20 protein-coding genes are annotated in these 22,533 nt (G+C 59.8%); 13 read left to right on the forward strand and 7 right to left on the reverse strand.

The genetic code is table 11. The features are described from left to right. Positions 1-285 precede the first annotated feature (285 nt). The 9 genes from F0M18_RS04145 to F0M18_RS04185 all read left to right on the forward strand — a co-directional run bounded on the left by F0M18_RS04145 (position 286) and on the right by F0M18_RS04185 (position 10,878). A complete protein-coding gene (locus F0M18_RS04145) occupies positions 286-2,019 on the forward strand; it encodes an acyl-CoA carboxylase subunit beta (protein ID WP_149610155.1) in 1,734 nt (577 codons plus the stop codon). A gap of 25 nt (positions 2,020-2,044) precedes the next feature. Beyond that, positions 2,045-4,858 carry an ATP-binding protein gene (locus F0M18_RS04150; RefSeq protein ID WP_149610156.1) on the forward strand — a complete coding sequence of 938 codons (2,814 nt, stop codon included), beginning with the start codon at positions 2,045-2,047 and terminating at the stop codon, positions 4,856-4,858. Positions 4,859-4,869: 11 nt separating this feature from the next. Next, positions 4,870-5,280: a methylmalonyl-CoA epimerase gene (gene mce / locus F0M18_RS04155; RefSeq protein WP_149610157.1), complete on the forward strand. Its 411-nt coding sequence runs from the start codon at positions 4,870-4,872 to the stop codon at positions 5,278-5,280. A gap of 52 nt (positions 5,281-5,332) precedes the next feature. Then, positions 5,333-7,489, forward strand: a complete 2,157-nt coding sequence (gene scpA, locus F0M18_RS04160; protein WP_149610158.1) for a methylmalonyl-CoA mutase — start codon at positions 5,333-5,335, stop codon at positions 7,487-7,489. Between the two features lie 81 nt (positions 7,490-7,570). Beyond that, on the forward strand, positions 7,571-8,530 hold the full coding sequence (gene meaB, locus F0M18_RS04165; protein ID WP_149610159.1) for a methylmalonyl Co-A mutase-associated GTPase MeaB: 960 nt from the start codon (positions 7,571-7,573) through the stop codon (positions 8,528-8,530). A 70-nt stretch (positions 8,531-8,600) separates the two neighbouring features. Continuing rightward, entirely contained in the window at positions 8,601-9,467 is an 867-nt protein-coding gene (locus tag F0M18_RS04170) for a TIGR03619 family F420-dependent LLM class oxidoreductase (RefSeq protein ID WP_149610160.1), read from the forward strand. A 19-nt stretch (positions 9,468-9,486) separates the two neighbouring features. Then, positions 9,487-9,801: a Rieske (2Fe-2S) protein gene (locus F0M18_RS04175; protein ID WP_149610161.1), complete on the forward strand. Its 315-nt coding sequence runs from the start codon at positions 9,487-9,489 to the stop codon at positions 9,799-9,801. Between the two features lie 92 nt (positions 9,802-9,893). After that, positions 9,894-10,337, forward strand: coding sequence for a YtoQ family protein (locus tag F0M18_RS04180; RefSeq protein WP_149610162.1), 444 nt, complete (start codon positions 9,894-9,896; stop codon positions 10,335-10,337). A 4-nt stretch (positions 10,338-10,341) separates the two neighbouring features. After that, positions 10,342-10,878, forward strand: coding sequence for a GNAT family N-acetyltransferase (locus F0M18_RS04185; RefSeq protein ID WP_188109588.1), 537 nt, complete (start codon positions 10,342-10,344; stop codon positions 10,876-10,878). Between the two features lie 3 nt (positions 10,879-10,881). Here F0M18_RS04185 and F0M18_RS04190 read toward each other — a convergent pair whose 3' ends face one another. From F0M18_RS04190 to F0M18_RS04220, 7 genes are read right to left on the reverse strand one after another with little or no spacing between them, the layout of a single operon-like run. Next, positions 10,882-11,370, reverse strand: a complete 489-nt coding sequence (locus F0M18_RS04190; RefSeq protein WP_149610164.1) for a DUF7931 domain-containing protein — start codon at positions 11,368-11,370, stop codon at positions 10,882-10,884. After that, the gene (locus tag F0M18_RS04195; protein ID WP_149610165.1) at positions 11,360-12,493 is read right to left on the reverse strand and encodes a cupin domain-containing protein; all 1,134 of its coding nucleotides are present in this window, start codon (positions 12,491-12,493) and stop codon (positions 11,360-11,362) included. The genes F0M18_RS04190 and F0M18_RS04195 overlap by 11 nt, the downstream gene beginning before the upstream one ends. Before the next feature lie 5 nt (positions 12,494-12,498). Further along, positions 12,499-13,869, reverse strand: a complete 1,371-nt coding sequence (gene purB / locus F0M18_RS04200) for an adenylosuccinate lyase (RefSeq protein ID WP_149610166.1) — start codon at positions 13,867-13,869, stop codon at positions 12,499-12,501. A 30-nt stretch (positions 13,870-13,899) separates the two neighbouring features. Further along, entirely contained in the window at positions 13,900-14,532 is a 633-nt protein-coding gene (gene hflD, locus F0M18_RS04205; RefSeq protein ID WP_149610167.1) for a high frequency lysogenization protein HflD, read from the reverse strand. Beyond that, positions 14,533-15,624, reverse strand: a complete 1,092-nt coding sequence (gene mnmA, locus F0M18_RS04210) for a tRNA 2-thiouridine(34) synthase MnmA (RefSeq protein ID WP_149610168.1) — start codon at positions 15,622-15,624, stop codon at positions 14,533-14,535. Continuing rightward, positions 15,602-16,078, reverse strand: a complete 477-nt coding sequence (locus F0M18_RS04215) for an NUDIX hydrolase (RefSeq protein WP_149610169.1) — start codon at positions 16,076-16,078, stop codon at positions 15,602-15,604. Before F0M18_RS04215 ends, mnmA begins: the two co-directional genes overlap by 23 nt. Continuing rightward, a complete protein-coding gene (locus F0M18_RS04220; RefSeq protein WP_149610170.1) occupies positions 16,075-16,668 on the reverse strand; it encodes a pseudouridine synthase in 594 nt (197 codons plus the stop codon). The genes F0M18_RS04215 and F0M18_RS04220 overlap by 4 nt, the downstream gene beginning before the upstream one ends. 186 nt (positions 16,669-16,854) lie before the next feature. On the opposite strand from F0M18_RS04220, the gene icd reads away from it, so the two are divergent. The 4 genes from icd to clpA all read left to right on the forward strand — a co-directional run bounded on the left by icd (position 16,855) and on the right by clpA (position 22,526). Then, positions 16,855-18,108 (forward strand): NADP-dependent isocitrate dehydrogenase, encoded by a 1,254-nt coding sequence (icd, locus tag F0M18_RS04225; protein ID WP_149610171.1) that lies wholly within the window; start codon positions 16,855-16,857, stop codon positions 18,106-18,108. 208 nt (positions 18,109-18,316) lie between these two features. Beyond that, positions 18,317-19,591 (forward strand): spinster family MFS transporter, encoded by a 1,275-nt coding sequence (locus F0M18_RS04230; RefSeq protein WP_149610172.1) that lies wholly within the window; start codon positions 18,317-18,319, stop codon positions 19,589-19,591. 303 nt (positions 19,592-19,894) lie between these two features. Beyond that, positions 19,895-20,218: an ATP-dependent Clp protease adapter ClpS gene (clpS, locus tag F0M18_RS04235; protein WP_149610608.1), complete on the forward strand. Its 324-nt coding sequence runs from the start codon at positions 19,895-19,897 to the stop codon at positions 20,216-20,218. A 19-nt stretch (positions 20,219-20,237) separates the two neighbouring features. Next, positions 20,238-22,526 carry an ATP-dependent Clp protease ATP-binding subunit ClpA gene (gene clpA, locus F0M18_RS04240; protein ID WP_149610173.1) on the forward strand — a complete coding sequence of 763 codons (2,289 nt, stop codon included), beginning with the start codon at positions 20,238-20,240 and terminating at the stop codon, positions 22,524-22,526. The last annotated feature ends 7 nt before the right edge of the window (positions 22,527-22,533 follow it).

Below are 22,533 nucleotides of genomic sequence, written 5' to 3' on the forward strand. Positions count from 1 at the left end.
CATATGTTGACACTGATTACTCGCCGCAAAAAATATGCAGGCGGAGTCAGTATTGTAAACTAATGCGCCCAACGGCGTTGAACGCGCGAGTATTTGCAGTGAAAACATGGCGTTACGGCAGTCGTGCGATTGACTTTGCAGACCCCGACAATTAATGTAGGACGCCGTTTTTCGGGCGAAACTGGAAACCCCGGTACGCCTGTTTGTCCCATCTTGCCACTGTGCCTCACAGAAGGCCGAGCAAGTTCTCCCCGGCCCGCAAGGCCTTTTACTGGATCAAGGAATATGACAACACCAAACAGCAATGACCTGATCGCAAGTCTGGAGAATCCGTTCGCTGAAAAGAATGAGCAGGAATTCCGTGTGCCGGGCCAGGTGGACTCCGCCCCCGGCCTTTACGAACACGCAATGAAGCACGGGTGGGAGCTGCAGCAGCGCCCCTACCTGGCTGGCGGTGTGAAGAATATCCAGCGCCAGCACCAGAAGCACCGCATGACTATCTGGGAGCGTATCCAGTGCCTGGCGGACGCTGCTCCCACAGTGTTGTACCAGAACTGGGGACCCAACCTGGACGGTGCTTCACTGGTAACGGCACTTATTAAGGTGAATGGTCGCGATGTGGCAATTTACGGCCATGATTTCACGGTGCGTGCCGGCTCCATGGATGCCACCAATGGCGACAAGCTGGCGCGACTGTTCGAACTGGCAGCCAAGCGTCGTATACCCGTGGTGGGCCTGAACGATTCAGCCGGTGCCTACATCCCCGCCGGCGTTGGCGGGCTTGACGGGTATGCCGATGCCTTCACAGCGCTGCGCAAGATTTCCGGCGTGGTGCCGAGCATCATGTGCATGTTCGGGTTTAACGCCGGCGGTGGTTCCTACCTGCCGCGCCAGGGCTCGTTCCTGATTCAGCCCAATGAGACCTTTTTCGGGCTCACCGGGCCCGGCGTGGTCAAGTCGGTGCTGGGTGAGGATGTCACGCCGGATGAACTCGGCGGCCCGGGCGTGCACAGCCAGAGCGGCGTCACCGACTTTGTGGTGCCCGATGAAGAAGCGGCACTGCGCAAGGTACGTGCCTTGCTGGCCTACCTGCCCAGTCACAACGGTGAGTTGCCGCCACACCAACCCTCTTCAGACCCGGTAACCCGCAAGACCTGGGATATCGATATCCTGTTGAAGAAGGCGTTCAACTCTCCCACCGGATTCAATACCCCCTTTGATATCAGCATCCTGATCCAGCAGCTGTGCGATCACGGTGACTTTATTGAAATCCAGCCGGAGCGCGCACGGAATACCATCACTGCCCTGGGCCGTATGGGCGGCAATGTGGTTGGCTTCGTTGCCAACAATTCCTCGGTGGCCTCGGGGCAGATCGATATCGATGCCGCATACAAGAATGCGCGCTTTATCCGTTTCTGCAACCTGTACAACGTGCCCATGATATTCCTCGAGGACACTACCGGCTTCCTGCCCGGCAAGGAACAGGAGAGCCGGGGCATCGTGCAGGCGGGGCGGGCCATGCTCGACGCCATCGTCGACCTGCGTACCCCGCGGTTCCTGGTACTGGTGCGTAACGCTTTCGGCGGCGCCTACGCCTCGTATAACAACTACCCAACAGGTGCCGACTTTGTCGTCGCGCTACCCACCACTCGGGTTGCGGTGATGGGCCCAGCCGGTGTCGAGTATGTATACAAGGATGAACTGAAAAAGATTCGCAGCTCCGTAAAGCAGCGCATTGCTGACGAAACCGCGGCGCAGAAAGCCGCCGGTCTCGACGATGCCGCCGCAGCCGCTGCCGCCGAGCAACTGGTGGGCGACTGGGTCAAGGGCGAAGAGATATTACTCGCGCAACGCTACGAGCAGGAGTTGATGAATCCTGACGAGGCACTCAGTCTCGGATCGATCTCGCAGATCGTGATGCCCTCTGACCTGCGTCATGTGCTGGCGGAACATATGGACTTCTGTCTGCGTCACTACGAGCCCACACCGCTGCAGTCTGTACAGCGCGAATTCCACTAAGCACGGCCCACGAGAGGATTTACACGTGTCCAACGAACACTATTTGAGTAACCCCCTGATCCACCGTGATCGCCGCCTGGGCCGTCGTCACAACGACTGGGTCAAGCAGTTTGACTGCACACATATGCGCCCGCTTATCATCTGCCGCGGCCCCATCCGCAAGGAGGCGATGGATGTCTTCGCCGAGATGGGCATCGACACGTTTGGCATTCTGCTCTCTGAAAAGGATTCCATCGTCTACAAGAACGCGCTGGCACCGGAGCTGCGCTCCTTGACTGACCCTGACCGCGTCCACCGCGTGCCGGACTATACCGGCGCCAATAAGGAAGAGCGCGACCAGCGCATCAAGCAGATCATCAATATTGCCCGCGAGAATGATTACAACTCGATCTTCGCCGGCTACGGTTTTATGGCCGAGGACGAAACCATGGTCGCAGCCATGGAAAAGGCCGGCCTGAAGTTCATCGGCCCCTGCTCGCGGACAGTGCACGATGCGGGACTCAAGGACGAGGCCAAACGCACCGCGTTGAAAGCGGGCGTATCGGTCACTCCCGGTATCGACAATGGCACCGCTTTGACCCTGCTGAAGAAACACCCCGACGTGGCCGCGCTGAAAGCACTGGTGGCGAGCGAGGGGCTGGATGTTGATGCGGCCGCGCTGGATGATTCGACGATTGAACTGGCCGATAAGGCCGACATGGTGCTGGCGGCGTCCTATGTGAAAGGCATAGACCTCTACACCGTGGATGAGCTGTGTGAAACGCTGACCGAGGCTGTTGAGAAAATGGCGGCGGACTACCCGGAAAACCGCATCAGGCTCAAGGCGATTTCCGGCGGTGGCGGTAAAGGCCAGCGCATCCTGCCCATCGGCCAGTCAGCGCGCACCCCGGAAATGGTTCGCGAGATTCTCAACGAAGTGAAGACTACCGGCGTCGGCGATAACAAAAACGTGCTGGTGGAACTGAACATCGAGACCACGCGTCACCAGGAGATCCAGGCCATTGGTAACGGTGTCTGGAGCATGTCCATGGGCGGTCGCGACTGCTCCCTGCAGATGCATGAGCAAAAACTTCTGGAAGTATCGGTCACGGTGGAGTCACTGCAGGCGGCGATCGAACAGGCTGAGGCTGCTGGTAAGGCCAAAGAAGCGCAGGTGCTGAGACAGGACCTGGAGACACTGGAAGCCATGGAGGATGAAGCGGCCCGCTTTGGTGAGGCTGTGGGCCTGGATTCGGTGTCGACCTTTGAGTGTATCGTGGATCGAGACAAGCATTTCTTCATGGAAATGAATACCCGCATCCAGGTAGAGCACCGGGTTACCGAGCTGTGCTACGCACTGCACTTTGCCAATCCCGATAACCCGAACGAAAGCTTCGAGGTTGAATCGCTGGTAGAACTGATGGTGTTGCTGGCAGCACACGGACCCAAGCTGCCCAAACCGACCCGCCGTGTGCGTCACAACGATTCTGTCGAGGCCCGTCTCAACGCCACCAACCAGGCGCTGCAACCCAGTGCCGGTGGTGTCATAGAGTACTGGTCAGACGCAATCGACGGTGAAATTCGCGATGACCAGGGCATCAGCCTGCACAATCCCGACACCGACGTGTTTATGAAGTACACGCTGGCGGGGGCTTACGATTCCAATATCGCCCTGTTGTTGACCGTGGGCGATACGCGGCTGGATACCTATGAGCGCATGGCGGAAGTGATTCGCCAGACAACGATGCGCGGCAAGGACCTGGCGACCAATCTGGAATTCCACTACGGGCTGGTTAACTGGTTTATCGGGCAGAACATCAACGCCCGCCCGACAACGCGCTTTATCGTGCCCTACCTCACGGCCGTGGGGCAGTTGAAACAGCAGGGCAATAACATGGACCTGGGCTATGCCTGGTCACAAATCTGTGCATCCGCGCTCGCCGGGCTGGAAGGTGACGCCGCCAGGGCGCAGAAGCAGGCCCTGGAGCAGAAGCAGACACTGTTGCTGCGGCCACTGGAAATACTGCTGCACGAACCGCATATCCTTAGCGGTTGGCTGAGCATCAATCACGACAGCTACACCATGATAGATGGCAAGATCAGCTGGAACGAGAACCCCATCGAACTGCTTGCTGACACCTACCATTTCCTCAATATGGATTACGCCCCCGGTGACCCCGCGGCCAGTATGATCTGGGATCACGATAACGAGATATTGCAGCAGGCGCTGGATTTTTACGCCGAGCTCAACAACCGCCTGGATGCAGAGGACTGGATCGAGCTGCAGACGGCGCTGGAGGCCGAGGCCGCGCCAGAGGGTATCGATGACGCACTGTGGGCGCAGATTCGTGCCGCGCACGCCGGTTACCAGGCCGGCACAGAACTGCTCGGTGTCCTGCCCAGCATCGCCGAGTACACCGGGTTCTACGAGTTGAGCGTCAACGACGACCTGACCATTCACATACCCGAACGCCTCCTGGACGAGAACCTCCAGGATGCCATGGCCAAGGTCCTGGTACCCCCGCCGGTGGCCAAGAGCGATGAGATACTGGCTGAGAGCGGCGGTATGTTTTATGGCCGCGAAACGCCGGAAGCAGAGCTTTACATCCAGGAAGGTGATCACTTCGAGGCCGGCGACCCGCTCTACATCGTGGAAGTGATGAAAATGTTCAACAAGGTGTATGCGCCCTTCGCCGGCACCGTAGACCAGGTCCTCATCGATACCGACGGTGTCATCATCAGCAAGGGGCAGCCGCTGTTCAAGATCACGCCTGACGAGAAGATCGAGGTGGAGTCCCCGGAAGAGATCGCGGCGCGCCGGCGCGCCTCCACCAGCGTATTCCTCGAACAATTGATTTAGGGAGACACACCATGATCACAGCCCTGGACCACATTGCGATTGCAGTGCCTGACTTCGACAAGGCTATCAAGCGCTTTATGGAGGACTTCGGTCTTAACTTTGAAGGTACCGAGGACGTGCCGGCTGCCAAAACCTCGACGGCTTTTTTCCCGGTACCCCCCACCAGTATTGAACTGGTGCATCCTTTGAACGGTGAAGGCCCCATAGCGGGTTACCTGGAGAAGAAGGGTGGTGGCTTGCACCACATCTGCTTCCGCTCCGATAACATCGAGGAAGACGTTGAGCGACTCAAGGCCAAGGGATACCAGTTCCTCGCAGACGCTCCCACCCCGGGCGCGCACGGCTCAAAGGTGATTTTCATTCATCCAAAGAGTTGCGACGGCGTGCTGATCGAGATCAATCAGCCTGCCGACGGGCACTGAAACGGGTAACCATTACATCCGGTAGCGACCAACAGAACAGCGGGACAACAGTATGAGCGACAATATCTACGACAAAGCGAAAGCGACACCGCAAGCCTGGGCTGAACTGGCGAGCAAGCAATTGCGCGGCAAGCCGCTCGAGGACCTGACCTGGCATACGCCAGAAGATATTGACGTAAAGCCGCTGTACACAGCCGCCGACACCGAGCAGCTGGATTTCGCCGATACCATGCCTGGCATGTCGCCCTACATACGCGGCCCACAGGCCACCATGTATGCCGGTAGACCCTGGACAATCCGCCAGTACGCCGGTTTCTCCACGGCGGAGGAGTCCAACGCCTTCTATCGCAAGGCCCTCGCAGCCGGCGGGCAGGGCGTTTCCGTCGCCTTTGACCTGGCCACGCATCGCGGTTACGACTCGGATCATCCGCGCGTGTCAGGAGATGTCGGTAAAGCCGGTGTGGCGATCGACTCCGTCGAGGACATGAAAATCCTGTTCGATGATATCCCGTTGGACAAGGTATCCGTATCCATGACCATGAACGGCGCCGTGCTCCCGGTGCTGGCGGGCTATATCGTCGCAGCTGAAGAGCAGGGCGTTAGTCAGGCCGACCTCGCCGGCACTATCCAGAATGACATCCTGAAAGAATTCATGGTGCGCAATACCTACATTTACCCGCCCGCACCGAGCATGAAAATCATTGGCGATATCATCGCCTATTGCTCGGAAAACATGCCGCGCTTCAACACCATTTCCATTTCCGGGTATCACATCCAGGAAGCCGGGGCCAATGCCGCGCTGGAACTGGCGTACACGCTGGCGGACGGCAAGGAATACATCCGCACGGCACTGGCTGCGGGCCTGGATATCGATCAGTTTGCTCCGCGCCTGTCCTTCTTCTGGGGCATCGGCATGAACTTCTATATGGAGATCGCCAAGATGCGCGCCGCGCGCCTGTTGTGGGCGCGGATCGTGGGGCAATTCAACCCGCAAAATCCCAAGAGCTCCATGCTGCGTACCCACTGCCAGACATCCGGCTGGTCGCTTACCGAGCAGGATCCCTATAACAACGTGGTGCGCACGACCATCGAGGCCATGGCGGCGGTCTTCGGCGGCACCCAGTCGCTGCACACCAATGCGCTGGATGAAGCGATCGCGCTGCCCACCGAGTTCTCCGCACGTATTGCCCGTAACACCCAGTTGATCATCCAGGAAGAAACCGGCATCACCAATGTGGTGGATCCCTGGGGTGGCTCCTACATGATGGAGAGCCTGACCCAGGATATTGCGGACAAGGCCTGGGAACTGATCGAGGAGATCGAGGAGGCCGGCGGTATGGCCAAGGCGATCGAAACCGGTATGCCCAAGCTGCGCATCGAAGAGGCAGCGGCTCGTAAGCAGGCGCGTATTGATCGCGGCGACGACGTCATAGTGGGCGTCAACAAATATGTACAGGACCAGGAAGACGACGTCGATGTGCTGGAGATCGACAACAATGCCGTGCGCGAGGCACAGCTGGCACGGCTCGCCAAAGTCAGGGAGTCTCGCGACGAGGCTGCGGTAGAGGCGATTCTCGAGGACATTTATCAGGCGGCGGTGTCCGGAGACGGCAACCTGCTGGCGCTGGCCGTGGAGGCCACCCGTCGCCGCGCCACGGTCGGGGAGATTTCCTTCGCCATGGAGCGTGAGTTCGGCCGCTTCAACGCCCAGGCGCAAACCGTGTCCGGCGTCTATGGCAGCGCCTTCCAGGAAGACGACGACTGGCAGGCGATCAGCAAGGATATCGACGCGTTCGTTGATCAGCACGGGCGCAGGCCGCGCATGCTGGTATGCAAAATGGGCCAGGACGGCCACGATCGCGGCGCCAAGGTTGTTGCCACAGCTTTCGCCGATGTCGGCTTCGATATCGACCTGTCCCCGATGTTCTCCACCCCTGAAGAAGTGGCACGACAGGCGATCGAGAATGACGTGCACGTGGTGGGGGCTTCGTCTCTTGCTGCGGGTCACAAGACCTTGGTCCCGGAGCTTGTTGAGGAACTGAGGAAGCAGGGCGCGGACGATATTGTGGTCATCGCTGGCGGCGTGATTCCGCGTCAGGATTACGACTTCCTTTACGAGGCCGGGGTGAAATGTATTTTTGGGCCAGGGACACCGATTCCGGTTTGTGCGCGAGAGGTGCTTGATGCCGTTAACTCGGCGCAGGGGTAATAGAGCGAATTCTTTCGCGGCGCGGGGCACGCCTGGCGAGCATCACGTGCCATCTCCGACGCTCAGGTATACTGGATCGCAATGAACAACATCGACCTCGATAAGCTACTCGCCGGTAACCGCCGCGCATTGGCCAAGGCGATCACCCTGGTGGAAAGCAAGCTGGATACGCACCGCGAACAGGCCCAGGACGTTCTCGAACAGGTCCTCCCACACAGCGGCAACAGCATCCGCGTGGGCATAACCGGGGTGCCCGGCGTCGGCAAGTCCACCTTTATCGAAGCCTTCGGGCTCTATCTCATCGAGCAGGGCAAACGCGTGGCTGTTCTGGCGGTCGACCCAAGCTCGCCTATCGCAGGTGGCTCTATCCTGGGTGACAAGACCCGCATGGAAGAACTGTCCCGCCGTGAGGAGGCGTTTATCCGCCCCTCACCCTCTGAAGGCGCCCTCGGCGGCGTAGCACAGAAAACCCGCGAAACCATGCTGCTGTGCGAGGCGGCCGGCTACGACGTCATCCTTGTAGAGACTGTTGGCGTGGGGCAGAGCGAATACCAGGTCGCGGGCATGGTCGATTTTTTCATGGTGCTGATGCTGCCCGGTGGCGGCGACGAACTGCAGGGCATCAAGAAGGGGATTATGGAGCTCGCCGATGCGCTGGTCATCAACAAGGCCGATGGTGACAGCGAGAATCTGGCACAGCTGGCGCGCCAGCAATATACCAGTGCCATGAACCTGCTGCGACATACCAGTTTCTGGACGCCGCGAGTGATGACCTGCAGCGCTCTCAAACAGATCAATATCGACGCGATCTGGGGCATGGTCGTAGAGTATTACTTTCGCGCTCTGGATGAGGGCGGGTTTTACCAGAAGCGTGCCCAGCAAAACCGGGACTGGCTGCACCAGCTCATCAACGAGATGCTGTTGTTGAAGCTGAGCCGCAGCGCGGAGGTGAAACAACTTTTGCCGGTGTTGGAACAGGAGGTCGAGGCAGACCGTAAAACCGCTTACACTGCGGCCAGGGAAATTATTGCATTGTTGTAGCCGCTGTCTGCCTTAGCCCCATGCGGGCGGGCAGGCTGGATCAGGCACCGGATGTGCCGGGAGAGCAGTGATGAAGTTTTGGCAGGCCTTGACGTGGATTGAGCCGGAGCAACTGCTGGAGGCAGCGAAGTTTGCCGAGGAAGTTGGCTTCGAAGGCGTCTTTCTCGGCGACCATGGCGTCTACCCGCAGCAGGTCACCGCCCGCTACCCTTACTCGACAGATGGGCTGCCGCCAATGGCTCCCGAAGACCCGTACCCGGACTGCTGGGTAACCCTGGGCGCACTCTCCGCCGCGACCTCCACCCTGAAGTTCAGTGTTTCTGTGTACGTGCTGCCTTTGCGCAACGTATTTGAGGTAGCCAGGGCTACCGGGTCCCTGGATTTATTCAGTGACGGTCGTTTCCTGTTTGGCGTGGGCGCGGGCTGGATGGAGGATGAGTTCGATATTTACGGTGTCCCCTTTCGCCAGCGCGGTAAGCGTATGGACGAGATGATCACCATCCTGCGCAAATTGTGGCAGGGGGGTTGGGTGGAGCACCAGGGCGAATACTATGATTTTCCGGCATTACAGGTCTCGCCGGCTCCCGGGCGCCAGGTTCCTGTGCTTGTGGGCGGTGGCAACAAGGCGGCCCTGCGGCGTGCAGCGCGCAACGATGGCTGGCTGGGTGCCGGCAGCGCGCCGGAAGAGGTGCCGGCGGTGCTGCAGGAAATTGCGCAATACCGTGCCGAATACCAGCGCCAGGACCAACCCTTTGAGACCATAGTAGGCCTGACCACGCCACCCGATGTGGATACCTTCAAGCGCCTTGAGGCGGCCGGCATGACCGCCGGCGTCTCGTATCCATTCAAGTTTGCCCTTGGCGCGCGTTCCTCGCTGGACGAGAAGAAGAGATTGATGGAACAGTTTGCCGAGTCGATAATCCGGCATTGCCGTTAGCGTCCGGAGTCAGCCGTTTATGCGCTTCTACCCGCTTGAGAAAATGATGAACCTCGAGGACGGATACACGCGCCAGTTCAAGATAGACGCGCTACAGTTACTGCTGGTCCAGAGGGAAGGTAGCGTGCATCTGCTGGAGGCGGCCTGCCCGCATCGCGGTCACCCCCTCAGTGAGGGTGAAATAGCCGATGGCGTCATGCGTTGCCCACGCCACAATTATCGCTTCTCGCTGCAGGACGGTACGCCGCTACAGCAGGTTGAGCATTGCCGGGCACTTCGGGTCTGGCCACTGGTTTACGAGGGCAATGAAATCGGCGTTATGCTGCCGGACTGAGCGCCAGGGGCGAATAAGGTGAGCATGGCGTAGCGTGCCCGGATTCAGTAAGGGCTAATCAAATTATGGGTTAACACCTGGAGGTACCGAACATGACCTGGAACATTTACCTGTCCGGCGAGATTCATACGGACTGGCGCGAGCAGATCAAGCAAGGTTGCAGCGAGCGCGCGCTGGATGTGAGCTTCAGTTCCGCCGTCACGGATCACGAGGCCAGCGACGCAGCAGGTGACGTGCTGGGGCCGGAGCAGGATAACTTCTGGCGTGATCACAAGTCGGCAAAGGTCAACGCCATACGCACCAGCACCCTGATCGGTCGTTGTGATATCGCTATTGTGCGTTTTGGCGACAAGTATAAACAGTGGAACGCCGCCTTCGACGCCGGCCAGTGCGCTGCGCTGGGCAAGCCCTACATTACCCTGCACGACGAGGCGCTTATTCACCCGCTCAAGGAAGTAGATGCCGCCGCCCTGGCATGGGCAAGCGATGTCGAGCAGGTGGTCAGCATTCTCGCGTATATCACCAGCCAGCAGTAATCCCATGCTGAGCTACCCGCAGGATGTGCTGCTCACAGACAGATTGTTCATGCGCAAGATTGACCAGTCAGACCTGGCCGCCCTGTACCCGGTGCATTCGGTGGACGCGGTAAACCGTTTCCTGCCCTATGAAACCTGGCAATCTTTCGAAGATGCCGAGAAATGGTGGCAGCGTACCAGTGAGCGCATGGACAGTGGTACCGGGATCCAGTTTGTCATAGGCCTGCGCCAGAATGGCGAGTTGATTGGCAGCTGTACCCTGTTCGCCTACGACGAACCCGCGCGCCGGGCCGAAGTAGGGTATGTACTCGGGCAGGCCTATTGGGGCCGCAAACTCGGCGGGGAAGCGGTGCACGGGCTACTCGATTTCGCCTTTTCCCGCCTGGCCCTGCGACGCATTGAGGCCAGGGTAGACACGCGAAACGTGGCCTCCGCGCGGCTGCTGCAGCGCCTTGGTTTCAGCTCAGAGGGCTGCTTGCGACAGTGGCAGCAGGACTGTGATTTGCAGCTCTTCGGGCTGCTGCGCGAAGAGTGGCCCTAGGCGCTAGATACTCAGAGTGCGCAGGTTCGGGTCCTGTTCGCTGTGCCGCCACAGCTCCTCGAAAAGCTCGAGATGGCGTTGCGTTGAGGCGCGCGAGTCTGGTTCGTAGAACCCGTCACGCTCAGATCCGCCCGGCTTGTACAGCACGCCATCACGATCACGGATGACCAGTGTCTCGCCGTTCCAGTCGGGGTGTTCCTGCAGCACACGCAGGTGTATGGAGCTGGGTATGCGCCTGGCAAGGCTGAGCAGCCGGTGACCGCGGCTGACGATGCCGGTGCTGCGGGCAACCAGTATCCGCACTTCCGATTGGCGCCCACCTCGCGCTAGTTTGCTGAGGGCATCTGCCAGCGCGGTATTGTCGAACGCGGCGTGATCGAGATCGGGGCTGAGAATGCAGACGTAGCGTGAGGCGCCCTCACACAGTGACACCGCGTAGTCATCGAATGGATGCGGGTAGGCCAGCTCGCGCACAAACTCTTCAGCGGACATAAATGCACCCCGTTTCCAGCAGGTAATCCAGCAGGCTCGCGGACTCGGCATCCTCCAGTGACGCCTGCAGTTCCGGCCCGGTGAGGGCCCGGTCGCCACACAGCGTGGTCAGCAGATCGATCTGCCGGGCAGAAAAACGCCTGCTGTCGCCGTTGGCAAACACCAGAACATCCTGCTCGGTATGCTGCCATGCCAGCTTCGCGGCCGGCGACACGGTGACTGACTCGCCCTTGTGATGTAGCAGAGCCCTGGCCTCGGCGAGATCATCGTCGTCCGGCAACTGTTCATAGCGCGGCTCCGTTACCAGTTCGCCGAACCAGTTGTCCTCGCCAGCCTGGTCCAGTGCCGCCTCGAGTTGGGCGCGCACGCGCTGCAGGTCTCTGGTGCGTATTTCCCCGGCGCGGGTGCTCGGCTCGATCCTGGCGTCATGATAAAACTGGTCGGGTTCCATAGAGGCCAGCAGGGCGTCGGCAAAGCGCGAGACCATGTCGTTGATGCGCGGGGCACGAAAGCCTATAGAGAATGTCGTACACTCGCCCTCGGCAATACCCCAGTGCGCTACACCAGGCGGCAGGTACAACATGTCGCCGGTCTCGAGCAGGTATTCCTCTTCGCTTTCAAACAGGGCCAGCAGGCGCAGGGACTCATGGTCCAGCAGGGGTGTGTCAGCGTTGCAGAATTGCCCGGTCCGCCAGCGTCGCCGGCCTTCCCCCTGCAGCAGGAATACGTCGTAGTTGTCGTAATGCGGACCCACGCTGCCGCCGTCGACAGCGTAGCTGACCATCACGTCATCCACTCGCCACTGGGGCAGGAAATCCACCAGGCGCCGCAGTGCGGCCACTTCGTCCACGTAGTGATCTACGGCCTGCACCAGCAGGGTCCAGGGCGCACTGCGCTGGTAATCCGCGTTGTTGAAGGGGCCGTGCTCGAGGTGCCAGTGGCCGTCGCGGTGTTCTATGATGCGCGACTCGACCGCGTCTTCAAACGCCAGTCCTGCGAGTTCATGGCTGGAAATCGGGGGTTTGAAGCCGGGTACCGCCTGGCGCACCAGCAGCGGTTTCTGTTGCCAGTACCGGGCCAGGAATTGTTCCCGATCGAGGTGTAGTTCCTGGCCCGTAGACATGGGAACTAGGCTATTTTCTCGGCCTGGCTGACCGCGTTGCCAATATAGTTGGCGGGAGTCAGGGCCAGCAGGGCTTCGCGGGCATGTTCGGGGATGTCCAGTCGGTTGACAAAGTCCTGGATGACTTCCTTGCTCATGTCCTGGCCGCGCGTCAGTTCCTTGAGCTTTTCATAGGGCTTGTCGATACCGTAGCGGCGCATCACCGTCTGGATCGGCTCAGCCAGCACTTCCCAGCTGTTGTCGAGATCTTCCGCCAGGCGCTGTTCATTGAGCTGCAGTTTGCTGATCCCCTTCAGGCTGGCCTGGTAGGCGATCAGGCTGTAACCCGCGCCAACCCCCATATTGCGCAGTACGGTAGAGTCGGTCAGGTCGCGCTGCCAGCGGCTGACTGGCAGCTTTGCCGCCAGGTGCTGGAACAGGGCATTGGCTAGACCAAGGTTGCCTTCGGAGTTTTCGAAATCGATGGGGTTGACCTTGTGCGGCATGGTCGACGAGCCCACTTCGCCGGCGATGGTCCGCTGCTTGAAATAGCCCAGGGAGATATAGCCCCAGACATCGCGATCGAAGTCGATCAGCACCGTGTTGAAGCGGGCGATCGCATCGAACAGTTCGGCCATGTAGTCGTGCGGCTCAATCTGTGTGGTATAGGGGTTCCAGCTCAGGCCCAGCGAGGTGACGAACGCCTCGGCGTTGGCCTGCCAGTCCACGTCGGGGTAGGCGGAGAAATGCGCGTTGTAGTTACCTACCGCGCCGTTGATCTTGCCCAGGTAGGGGACTCTTTCCACCTCAGCCAGTTGGCGCTGTAGGCGCGCCACCACGTTGGCGATCTCCTTGCCCATCGTGGTCGGGCTGGCGGTCTGGCCATGCGTCCGCGAGAGCATGGGCACGGCGGCGGCATCACGGGCCAGGTCTGCCAGCGCATTGATGACGTTTTGCATTTGCGGCAACAGCACCCCGTGGATGCCATCGCGCAGCATCAGTGCGTGGGACAGGTTGTTGATGTCTTCCGAGGTGCACGCAAAGTGCACGAACTCAGCCACGGACTCGAGTTCCTCCTGGCCGGCAAAACGCTCCTTGAGAAAGTATTCCACGGCTTTTACATCGTGGTTGGTTGTCGCTTCGATATCCTTGATGCGGCGGGCATCGACCTCGGCAAAGTTATCGAGAATGGCTTCGAGTTCGGCATTGGCGGAGGGCGAGAACGCAGGCACCTCGGGAATGCCGGGATGATTGGCCAGGCACTGCAACCAGCGAACTTCCACCTGGACGCGGCGCTTGATCAGCCCGTATTCACTGAACACGTCGCGCAGTGGCGCAGTTTTGCTGCCGTATCGGCCATCAATGGGGGATATTGCGCTGAGGGCTGTGAGGTCCATGCCTGACTCCGGATTGAAAGAGGCCGGATTTTACACCAGCGGAAGATCGCGCGACAGGTTTTGTGCTGTCTGCAGCAGTTGTTTGCGCTGGAACAGCAACTTCCAGCGCCGGCCGCCCAGCTGGCGCCACAGGAAGGCCGAACGCAGGCCGGCGAGCAGCACGGCACGGATGATGTCGGCGTTCCTGGGGTCCTGCAGGTGTTGCGCCGCCCCGGTGACCTTGACGCGAAAACGCAACTTGCTGAGGGTGTCCTGGTAGATGCCCGAGACGGCGTGACAGGTGTCATTGACGTGGCTGGCGAAATGCTCTGCATTGAAGCTGGCATGCTCCAGCCGGGATCTCACCACCGACATCATTTCATCGCTGGCAGCGAACTTGCGCTCCAGGTAAAGCAGGTTGAACACGTAGCGTATGGTGTCGCGGTTTTCCTCGCCCTGTCGATTGGACAGCATGGCACTGAGGTTGTCGAGACCGAGTTTGACGCCGCCGACGCCGCCAAACAGGTCGGCTGCATCGTCGATTTCGAAGGTGAACAGGCTGTGCAGGGAGGACTCGAGAAACTCCACGGGGTAGGTGCCGGTTTTTGAAACCTGGTCTACCAGTCGGGCCGCCTGTGCCACGCCGGCCAGCGCCAGGGTCTGCTGTTCAAGATGACTGCGCATTCAGGCGGTACTCTCTATAACGCCGCCGCCAAGACACTGTTCGCCCTGGTAGAACACGACTGACTGGCCGGGCGTGACGGCGCGCTGGGGCTGCGCGAATTCAACGCGGTAGCCCTGGCCGTCGCGCAGCAGGGTGCAGGCCTGGTCAGCCTGGCGATAGCGCACCTTGGCGTGGCACGACAGGGGCAGGGCAGGGGGTTCGTCCGCCACCCAGAATATGTGGCTGCAGGCCAGGGCCTGCCGGAACAGGGCCGGGTGCTCATTGCCCTGTGCCACCAGCAGCACATTGTGCTCCAGGTCCTTCTCAACCACGTACCAGGGCGCCTCGGAATGGTTGGCCAGGCCGCCGATGCCCAGCCCCTGGCGCTGACCGATAGTGTGGTACATCAGCCCCTGGTGGCGGCCCAGCAACTCGTTGTCGATGCTGCGTATTTCACCGGGCTGGGCCGGCAGGTACTGTTGCAGGAAATCGCGAAAGCGCCGCTCGCCGATAAAGCAGATGCCGGTGGAGTCTTTTTTTCGCGCCGTGGCCAGGCCGTGCTGTGCCGCCAGTTCCCGCACCAGCGGCTTCTCGATATCACCCACCGGGAACAGGGTTCTGGCGAGTTCCTCGTGGCCTACAGCGTGCAGGAAATAGCTTTGGTCCTTGTTGCCATCCAGGCCCTTGAGCAGGGTGGCTTTGCCGCCGGACGTGCCCCTGCGGGCATAGTGGCCGGTGGCGATCATGTCCGCTCCCAATTCCAGTGCGTAATCGAGAAACGCCTTGAACTTGATTTCGCGGTTGCAGAGGATGTCCGGGTTAGGTGTGCGCCCGGCGCGGTATTCAGCGAGGAAATGCTCGAATACGTGGTCCCAGTATTCAGCGGCAAAGTTGGCGCCGTGCAGGGTGATACCCAATTTGTCGGCTACCGCCTGGGCGTCGGCGAAGTCTTCCTTGGCGGTGCAGTATTCGGTGCCGTCGTCTTCCTCCCAGTTCTTCATGAACAGGCCTTCCACGGCATAGCCCTGCTCCCTGAGAAGCAGGGCGGCGACCGAGGAGTCGACACCGCCGGACATGCCGACAATGACTTTACTGGAAGCGTTGAGGCTCATCGATGTATACAAAGTCCAGGGGGTAGTGGTGTCCCTTGCGGTATTGCTCAATGGTGGGCAGTACCAGCGGGCTGCGCAGTCTAGCAGAATTCGCCACGATTTCCTCGTAGCTGAGCCAGTGCACGCGTTCGATATCAGCATCGATTATCGCGCCTTCCACCTCTGTCACTGGCTGCGCAGCAAAGCTGGTTCGGTAATAGGTAATGCCATTGGGTGCGGTCGCCAGCGATACACCGATCACGCCAGTCAGTTGCACCGACCAACCGGTCTCCTCCAGCGTTTCACGCAGGGCGGCCTGCAACAGCCCTTCGCCGGGCTCCAGGTGGCCGGCAGGCTGGTTGAATACCAGTCCCCCTGCGAGTTCATCTCTCTCTTCTACCATCAGGTAGTGGCCATCGCGTTCAACGACAACCGCGACGGTGACATGGGGTGGCCAATCACGGGCTGGGGTCACTGTTTTCTCCTCTTCGGTGGCGGCCGACGCCGGCGCGGTGCAGTCGGTGCGGCTACGTCTTCGATACGGTATTGTCCCGGCCCCAGTTCACCCAGGTGCCAGTCGGCTATGCGCGTGCGCACCAGGCGCAGTGTGGGAAGGCCCACAGCTGCTGTCATCCTGCGTACCTGCCGATTGCGTCCCTCTCGTATAGACAGCTCCAGCCAACTGTCGGGAACCGTCTTGCGGCTGCGCACGGGCGGCGTCCGTGGCCAGAGCGCGGGTGGGTCCATGCGCCTGGCGCGCGCAGGCAGCGTGGGGCCGTCCTTGAGCTCGACCCCCTTTGCCAGTGCCGCGATGGCAGCAGCGTCAACATTGCCCTCGACCTGCACCCAGTAGGTCTTCCACTGCTTGTGTCGCGGGTTGGCAATCTGCTGTTGCAGGCGGCCATTATCCGTTAACAGCAGCAGGCCCTCGGAATCGTAATCCAGCCTGCCGGCGGCTCGAAAACCGGGCGCATCGAGGTAGTCCGCCAGCGTATCCCGGCCTTCGGCGTCAGTGAACTGGCTGAGCACCCGGAAGGGTTTGTTGAAGAGGATGATTTTTGCCATGACCTTGTGAATGCTACGTCAAATGGCGCCGTGCGGTGTAATGATTTGGTCCTGCACGAGCGAAAAAAGGCGCCAGGCTGCGCAGAAACGCCTGCAAACGTGCTACAATTTCCGCCGCTTCAAACGGGGCGTCCCACAGGATTTCCCCAATTATTCCAAGAACTAAAGCAGCAATGGAGTAGATATATGGGCTACAAGCATATTCAGGTTCCCTCTACAGGTGACAAAATCACCGTTAACGAAGATAACAGCCTGAACGTCCCGGACAATCCCGTCATTCCTTACATCGAAGGTGACGGCATCGGCGTTGATATCAGCCCGGTGATGATAGACGTGGTAGACGCCGCCGTGGAGAAGGCCTACGGTGGTGCCAGGAAGATTTCCTGGATGGAAATCTTCACCGGTGAAAAAGCCGCCGAACTGTACGATGGCGACTGGTTTCCTGAAGAGACACTCGATGCGATCAAGGAATACTCGGTTGCCATCAAGGGCCCCCTGACCACGCCGGTAGGCGGCGGTTTCCGCTCCCTCAACGTGGCACTGCGCCAGGAGCTTGACCTCTACACCTGCCTGCGTCCCGTGCGCTGGTTCGAGGGCGTCCCGTCTCCCGTGAAAGACCCGGGCGCCTGCAACATGGTTATTTTCCGGGAGAACTCGGAAGACATCTATGCCGGCATCGAGTACCAGGCCGGCAGTCAGGAAGCGCAGAAAGTGGTCGATTTCATCATCAATGAAATGGGCGCCACCAAGATCCGCTTCCCCCAGAACGTCGGCATCGGTATCAAGCCGGTTTCAGCTGAGGGTACCAAGCGTCTCGTGCGCAAGGCCATCCAGTACGCGATCGACCAGGACCTGCCCTCGGTAACACTGGTGCACAAGGGCAACATCATGAAGTTCACCGAGGGCGCTTTCCGCGACTGGGGTTATGAACTGGCGCAGGAAGAGTTCGGCGGCGAGTTGCTGGACGGCGGTCCCTGGGTGTCGATCAAGAACCCCAACACCGGCAAGGAGATTATCATCAAGGATGTGATCGCCGATGCCATGTTGCAGCAGGTGTTGACCCGGCCCAAGGAATACAGTGTGGTGGCCACACTGAACCTGAACGGCGATTACCTGTCCGATGCGCTGGCCGCACAGGTCGGCGGTATCGGCATCGCGCCGGGCGCCAACCTTTCCGATACCGTGGCCTTGTTCGAAGCCACGCACGGTACCGCGCCCAAGTACGCCGGCCAGGACAAGGTCAACCCCGGCTCGCTGATCCTGTCGGCGGAAATGATGCTCCGCCACATGGGTTGGAACGAAGCGGCAGACCTGATCATAGACGGCATGAACGGCGCGATTCAGGCTGGTACCGTCACCTACGATTTCGAGCGCCTGATGGACGGTGCAACGCTGTTGAGTTGCTCTGATTTCGGCAAGGCCATCGTCAAGGCCATGTAGCACGGCAGCGCAGTCTAAAGACAGGGGCAACGTTTGGCGTTGCCCCTTTTTTTGTTCCGCACATTACCGGATGCCGTGAGTGCCGGCCTGCTGGCGCAGCCGTCCCTGCAGCCTCTGTATTGCCATGCAAGCCTGGGGGGTGAATATGTGGACTTGGGCGCGCAGCATGACTATTCTCGCTGGCTAACCCACGAGTTGTGTCGCAGCCATGCAATCCGCATTCAGTCCCAGATACCGCGCCTACGTCCTCTTCATACTCTGGATTACCTATATCCTCAATTTCGTCGACCGGCAGTTGATCACCATTCTGCTGGAGCCGATCAAGCTCGAGTTTGAAGTCAGCGACACCGCTATGGGTTTTTTGAGCGGTTTTGCCTTCGCCCTGTTTTACGCCAGCCTGGGTGTGCCGGTAGCGCGCCTGGCAGACCGTTGGTCGAGGCGCAATGTCATCGCCATATCCGTTGGCTTGTGGAGCGCCATGACGGCGTTCTGCGGTCTCGCCGGCAGTTTCTGGCAGTTGGCGCTGGCGCGCGTGGGCGTGGGTATCGGCGAGGCGGGGGGGACACCGCCGTCCCATAGCCTTATCGCGGACTATTTTCCTGTTGAGCAGCGCGCCACGGCCTTGAGCATTCACGCCACCGCCACACAGTTCGGCATTCTTATCGGCATGCTGGGCGGTGCTGTGGTGGCGGCCCAATATGGTTGGCGCATGGCGTTTATCTTCTTTGGTATCCCGGGTATTGTCGTCGGCCTGCTGGTGGCGTTTACCGTAAAGGAGCCGCGCCGTGAAAGCCCGCTGGGCACCAGCAGCATGCTGGCAGACATAAAACACATCTGGGCCCTGCCCGGTTTTGCACTGATTGCCACCGCCGGCGCAAGCACGGCATTGGCCGCCTACGGCCTGGGTACCTGGTCTCCCAGCTTCCTGATGCGTTCACACGGACTCAGCCTGGTGGAGACCGGTTTGCTACTCGGTGGCGCGGGCGCCGTCAGCGGCATTATCGGTGCGATAAGCGGTGGCTTGATGTGTGACCGACTGTGCCAGCGCGACAAGCGCTGGCAGCTGTGGTTGCCCGCACTGGGTGCGTTCGCGACGGCTCCGCTGATGCTCGGCTTTCTGCTGTGGCCTGAGTCACAGCAGTTTGCGGTGGGTGGATCCATGATCCCGGTTGCCATCCTGTTCACCTTTCTCGGTGGCATTGTGGCGGCGTTCTGGCTGGGGCCCACCTACGCTGCCATACAGACGCTGTCGCCCGGTAGTATGCGAGCACAGGCTGCCGCGATATTCCTGTTTATGTTCAACCTGGTGGGCATGGGCCTGGGTCCGCTGCTTATCGGCGCGTTGAGCGACTTGCTGGAGCCGGCGTATGGCAGCGACAGCCTGCGCTACGCCATGGCCATCAGCCTGAGCCTGGTCGTGGTTGGTGGGCTCCTGTTTCTGCGCGCGGCACCAAAGTACGTGACCGCCACGGCATCAACTTGACCCTGTCCGCTACATTGCCTTGTCGCAGTGCCAGCAGGGTAATAGTGAGCAGGGCTGACTCGCCTGCACGCCGGAGCCACGGCGGAGGGGCGGGGCAGCAGGCGCACATGGCGTCACACAGGTGTGTGCTGCAGTAATCTTAAAAGCGCTATTCAGCGTATATCCCTGCAACCATTCAGGCTTTTCAGTCTCGCGTTGCGAGCCCTTGAAAACACGAGTATTGTATCCATATCCAGTAGTCGAACCCCATTTGCAGGTATGAGTAGCACCGTGGAATACATCCAGAAGCACCTTGACTGGCGTATGGCTGATGAGCAGCGCGACTCCGAAGGCGGCCTGGCTCTGCAGGAGTCCAAACCCGAGTTAAAGAAACCGCCGTTGTTCAAGGTCGTGCTGCTGAATGATGATTACACGCCCATGGAATTTGTGGTCGAGGTGCTGGAACTGTTTTTTCGTATGAACCGTGAGCAGGCAACACATGTGATGTTGACGGTACACACCCAGGGCAAAGGCGTATGCGGGATTTTCACCCGCGATATTGCCGAAACCAAGGCGGCACAGGTAAACCAGTACGCCCGTGAAAACGAACATCCCCTGTTGTGTGAAATCGAGGCGTCGGAGGGCTAAGGCCCGGGAGTAGCCAAGTATGCTGAGTAAAGATCTGGAACAGGCACTGAACGACGCCTTCCGCAACGCACGTGCCAAGCGTCATGAGTTCATGACGGTGGAGCACCTGTTGCTGGCGCTATTGGACAATAACGATGCGATTCGAGTGCTCAAATCATGTGGCGCCGATATCGGCGGCCTGCGCGGCGATCTCGTGGAGTTTGTGGACGCGACCACGCCACTGATCCCGGAAGACGATGAAGACCGCGATACGCAGCCGACGCTGGGTTTCCAGCGCGTACTGCAGCGAGCCGTCTTTCATGTGCAGTCTTCCGGCAAGAGTGAAGTGACCGGGGCCAATGTGCTGGTAGCCATTTTCAGTGAAGCCGAAAGCCAGGCGGTATTCTTTCTCAAGACCCAGAATATCGCCCGCCTGGACGTGGTGAACTACATCACCCACGGCATCTCCAAGGTTGCCGGCGAGGATGAGCAGGGTGAAATACCCCATTCACTGGAGAACGATGGCGCGGCGTCAGAGGAGGGCGAAAGCAACCCCCTCGACAGTTATGCAACCAACCTGAATCGCGAGGCCGCAGAGGGCCATATCGACCCGCTGATAGGGCGCGTGCCGGAAGTCGAACGCGTTGCACAGATACTGGCCCGCAGGCGCAAGAACAATCCCCTGCTGGTAGGCGAGTCCGGCGTTGGCAAGACGGCTATCGTTGAAGGCCTGGCCAAGAAGATTGTAGAGGGCGACGTGCCTGACATGCTGCAGGACGCGGTGGTGTACTCACTTGACCTCGGCTCCCTGCTGGCTGGCACCAAGTACCGCGGAGACTTTGAGAAACGTTTCAAGGGCCTGCTGGCCGAGCTCAAAAAGCGGGATCATGCCATCCTGTTTATCGACGAGGTGCATACCATTATCGGCGCCGGGGCGGCTTCGGGCGGCGTCATGGATGCCAGCAACCTGCTCAAGCCACTGCTCAGCTCTGGCAAATTGCGCTGTATCGGCTCCACCACCTTCCAGGAATACCGGGGCATCTTCGACAAGGACAAGGCCCTCAGCCGGCGTTTCCAGAAGGTCGATGTGCTGGAACCCAGTACCGAAGACGCCTACAAGATCCTCAAGGGGCTGAAATCGCGCTTTGAGGAGCACCATGGCCTGCGCTACACCGACAAGGCGCTGAAAGTGGCAACCGACCTTTCCGCGCGCTACATTACCGATCGCTTCCTGCCTGACAAGGCCATAGACGTGATCGATGAAGCAGGGGCCTTCCAGCAGTTGCAGCCACCGTCAAAGCGCAAAAAAGTCGTGGGCGTCGGTGACATCGAAACGGTGATAGCGAAGATTGCGCGCATTCCGCCAAAATCGGTGAGTGCCGACGACAAGGACACCCTGGCGAAGCTCGAGCAGAACCTGCAGATGGTAGTTTTCGGGCAGGACAGTGCCATATCCAGTCTGTCGACGTCCATCAAGATGGCGCGTGCGGGGCTGCGGGCAGGCGACAAACCGATCGGTTCCTTCCTGCTCGCAGGTCCTACGGGCGTGGGCAAGACCGAGGTGACGCGGCAACTCGCCATGCAACTGGGCCTGGAACTGATTCGTTTCGATATGTCCGAGTATATGGAGCGGCACACGGTGTCGCGGCTTATCGGCGCCCCACCGGGCTATGTCGGCTTTGACCAGGGGGGCTTGTTAACGGACGCGGTCACCAAGCATCCACACGCGGTGGTACTGCTGGACGAAATCGAAAAAGCGCACCCGGAAGTATTCAACCTGCTGCTGCAGGTAATGGATCACGGCACACTCACGGATAACAACGGCCGCAAGGCTGATTTCCGCAACGTGATCCTGGTCATGACCACGAACGCGGGAGCGGAGAGTATCAGCCGCCGCAGCATTGGTTTTACCCAGCAGGACCACAGTACCGATGGCATGGAAGCTATCAACAAGATGTTCACCCCGGAGTTCCGCAACCGCCTGGACGCCATAGTACAGTTCGAGCCCCTCGGCGAAGATGTCATCCTCACCGTGGTCGACAAATTCCTTACCGAACTGCAGGGGCAGCTCGACGAGAAGCGGGTCACGCTGGATGTCGATGAGGACGCGCGCCTGTGGCTGGTGGAAAAAGGCTACGATCAACACATGGGTGCCAGGCCCATGGAGCGCGTTATACAGGAGCACATCAAGAAGCCGCTGGCGGAGATGGTGCTGTTCGGCGACCTCGCGCGCTCGGGGGGCACTGCCAGGGTACGCCTGAACAAGGCCGAGGACAGGCTCGACGTCACCGTGGAAGAAGAAGAGGGAGTGCTGGAAAAAAGCGACTGACTGCCAC

The organism is Pseudohalioglobus sediminis (assembly GCF_008370495.1).
Classification (GTDB): domain Bacteria; phylum Pseudomonadota; class Gammaproteobacteria; order Pseudomonadales; family Halieaceae; genus Halioglobus.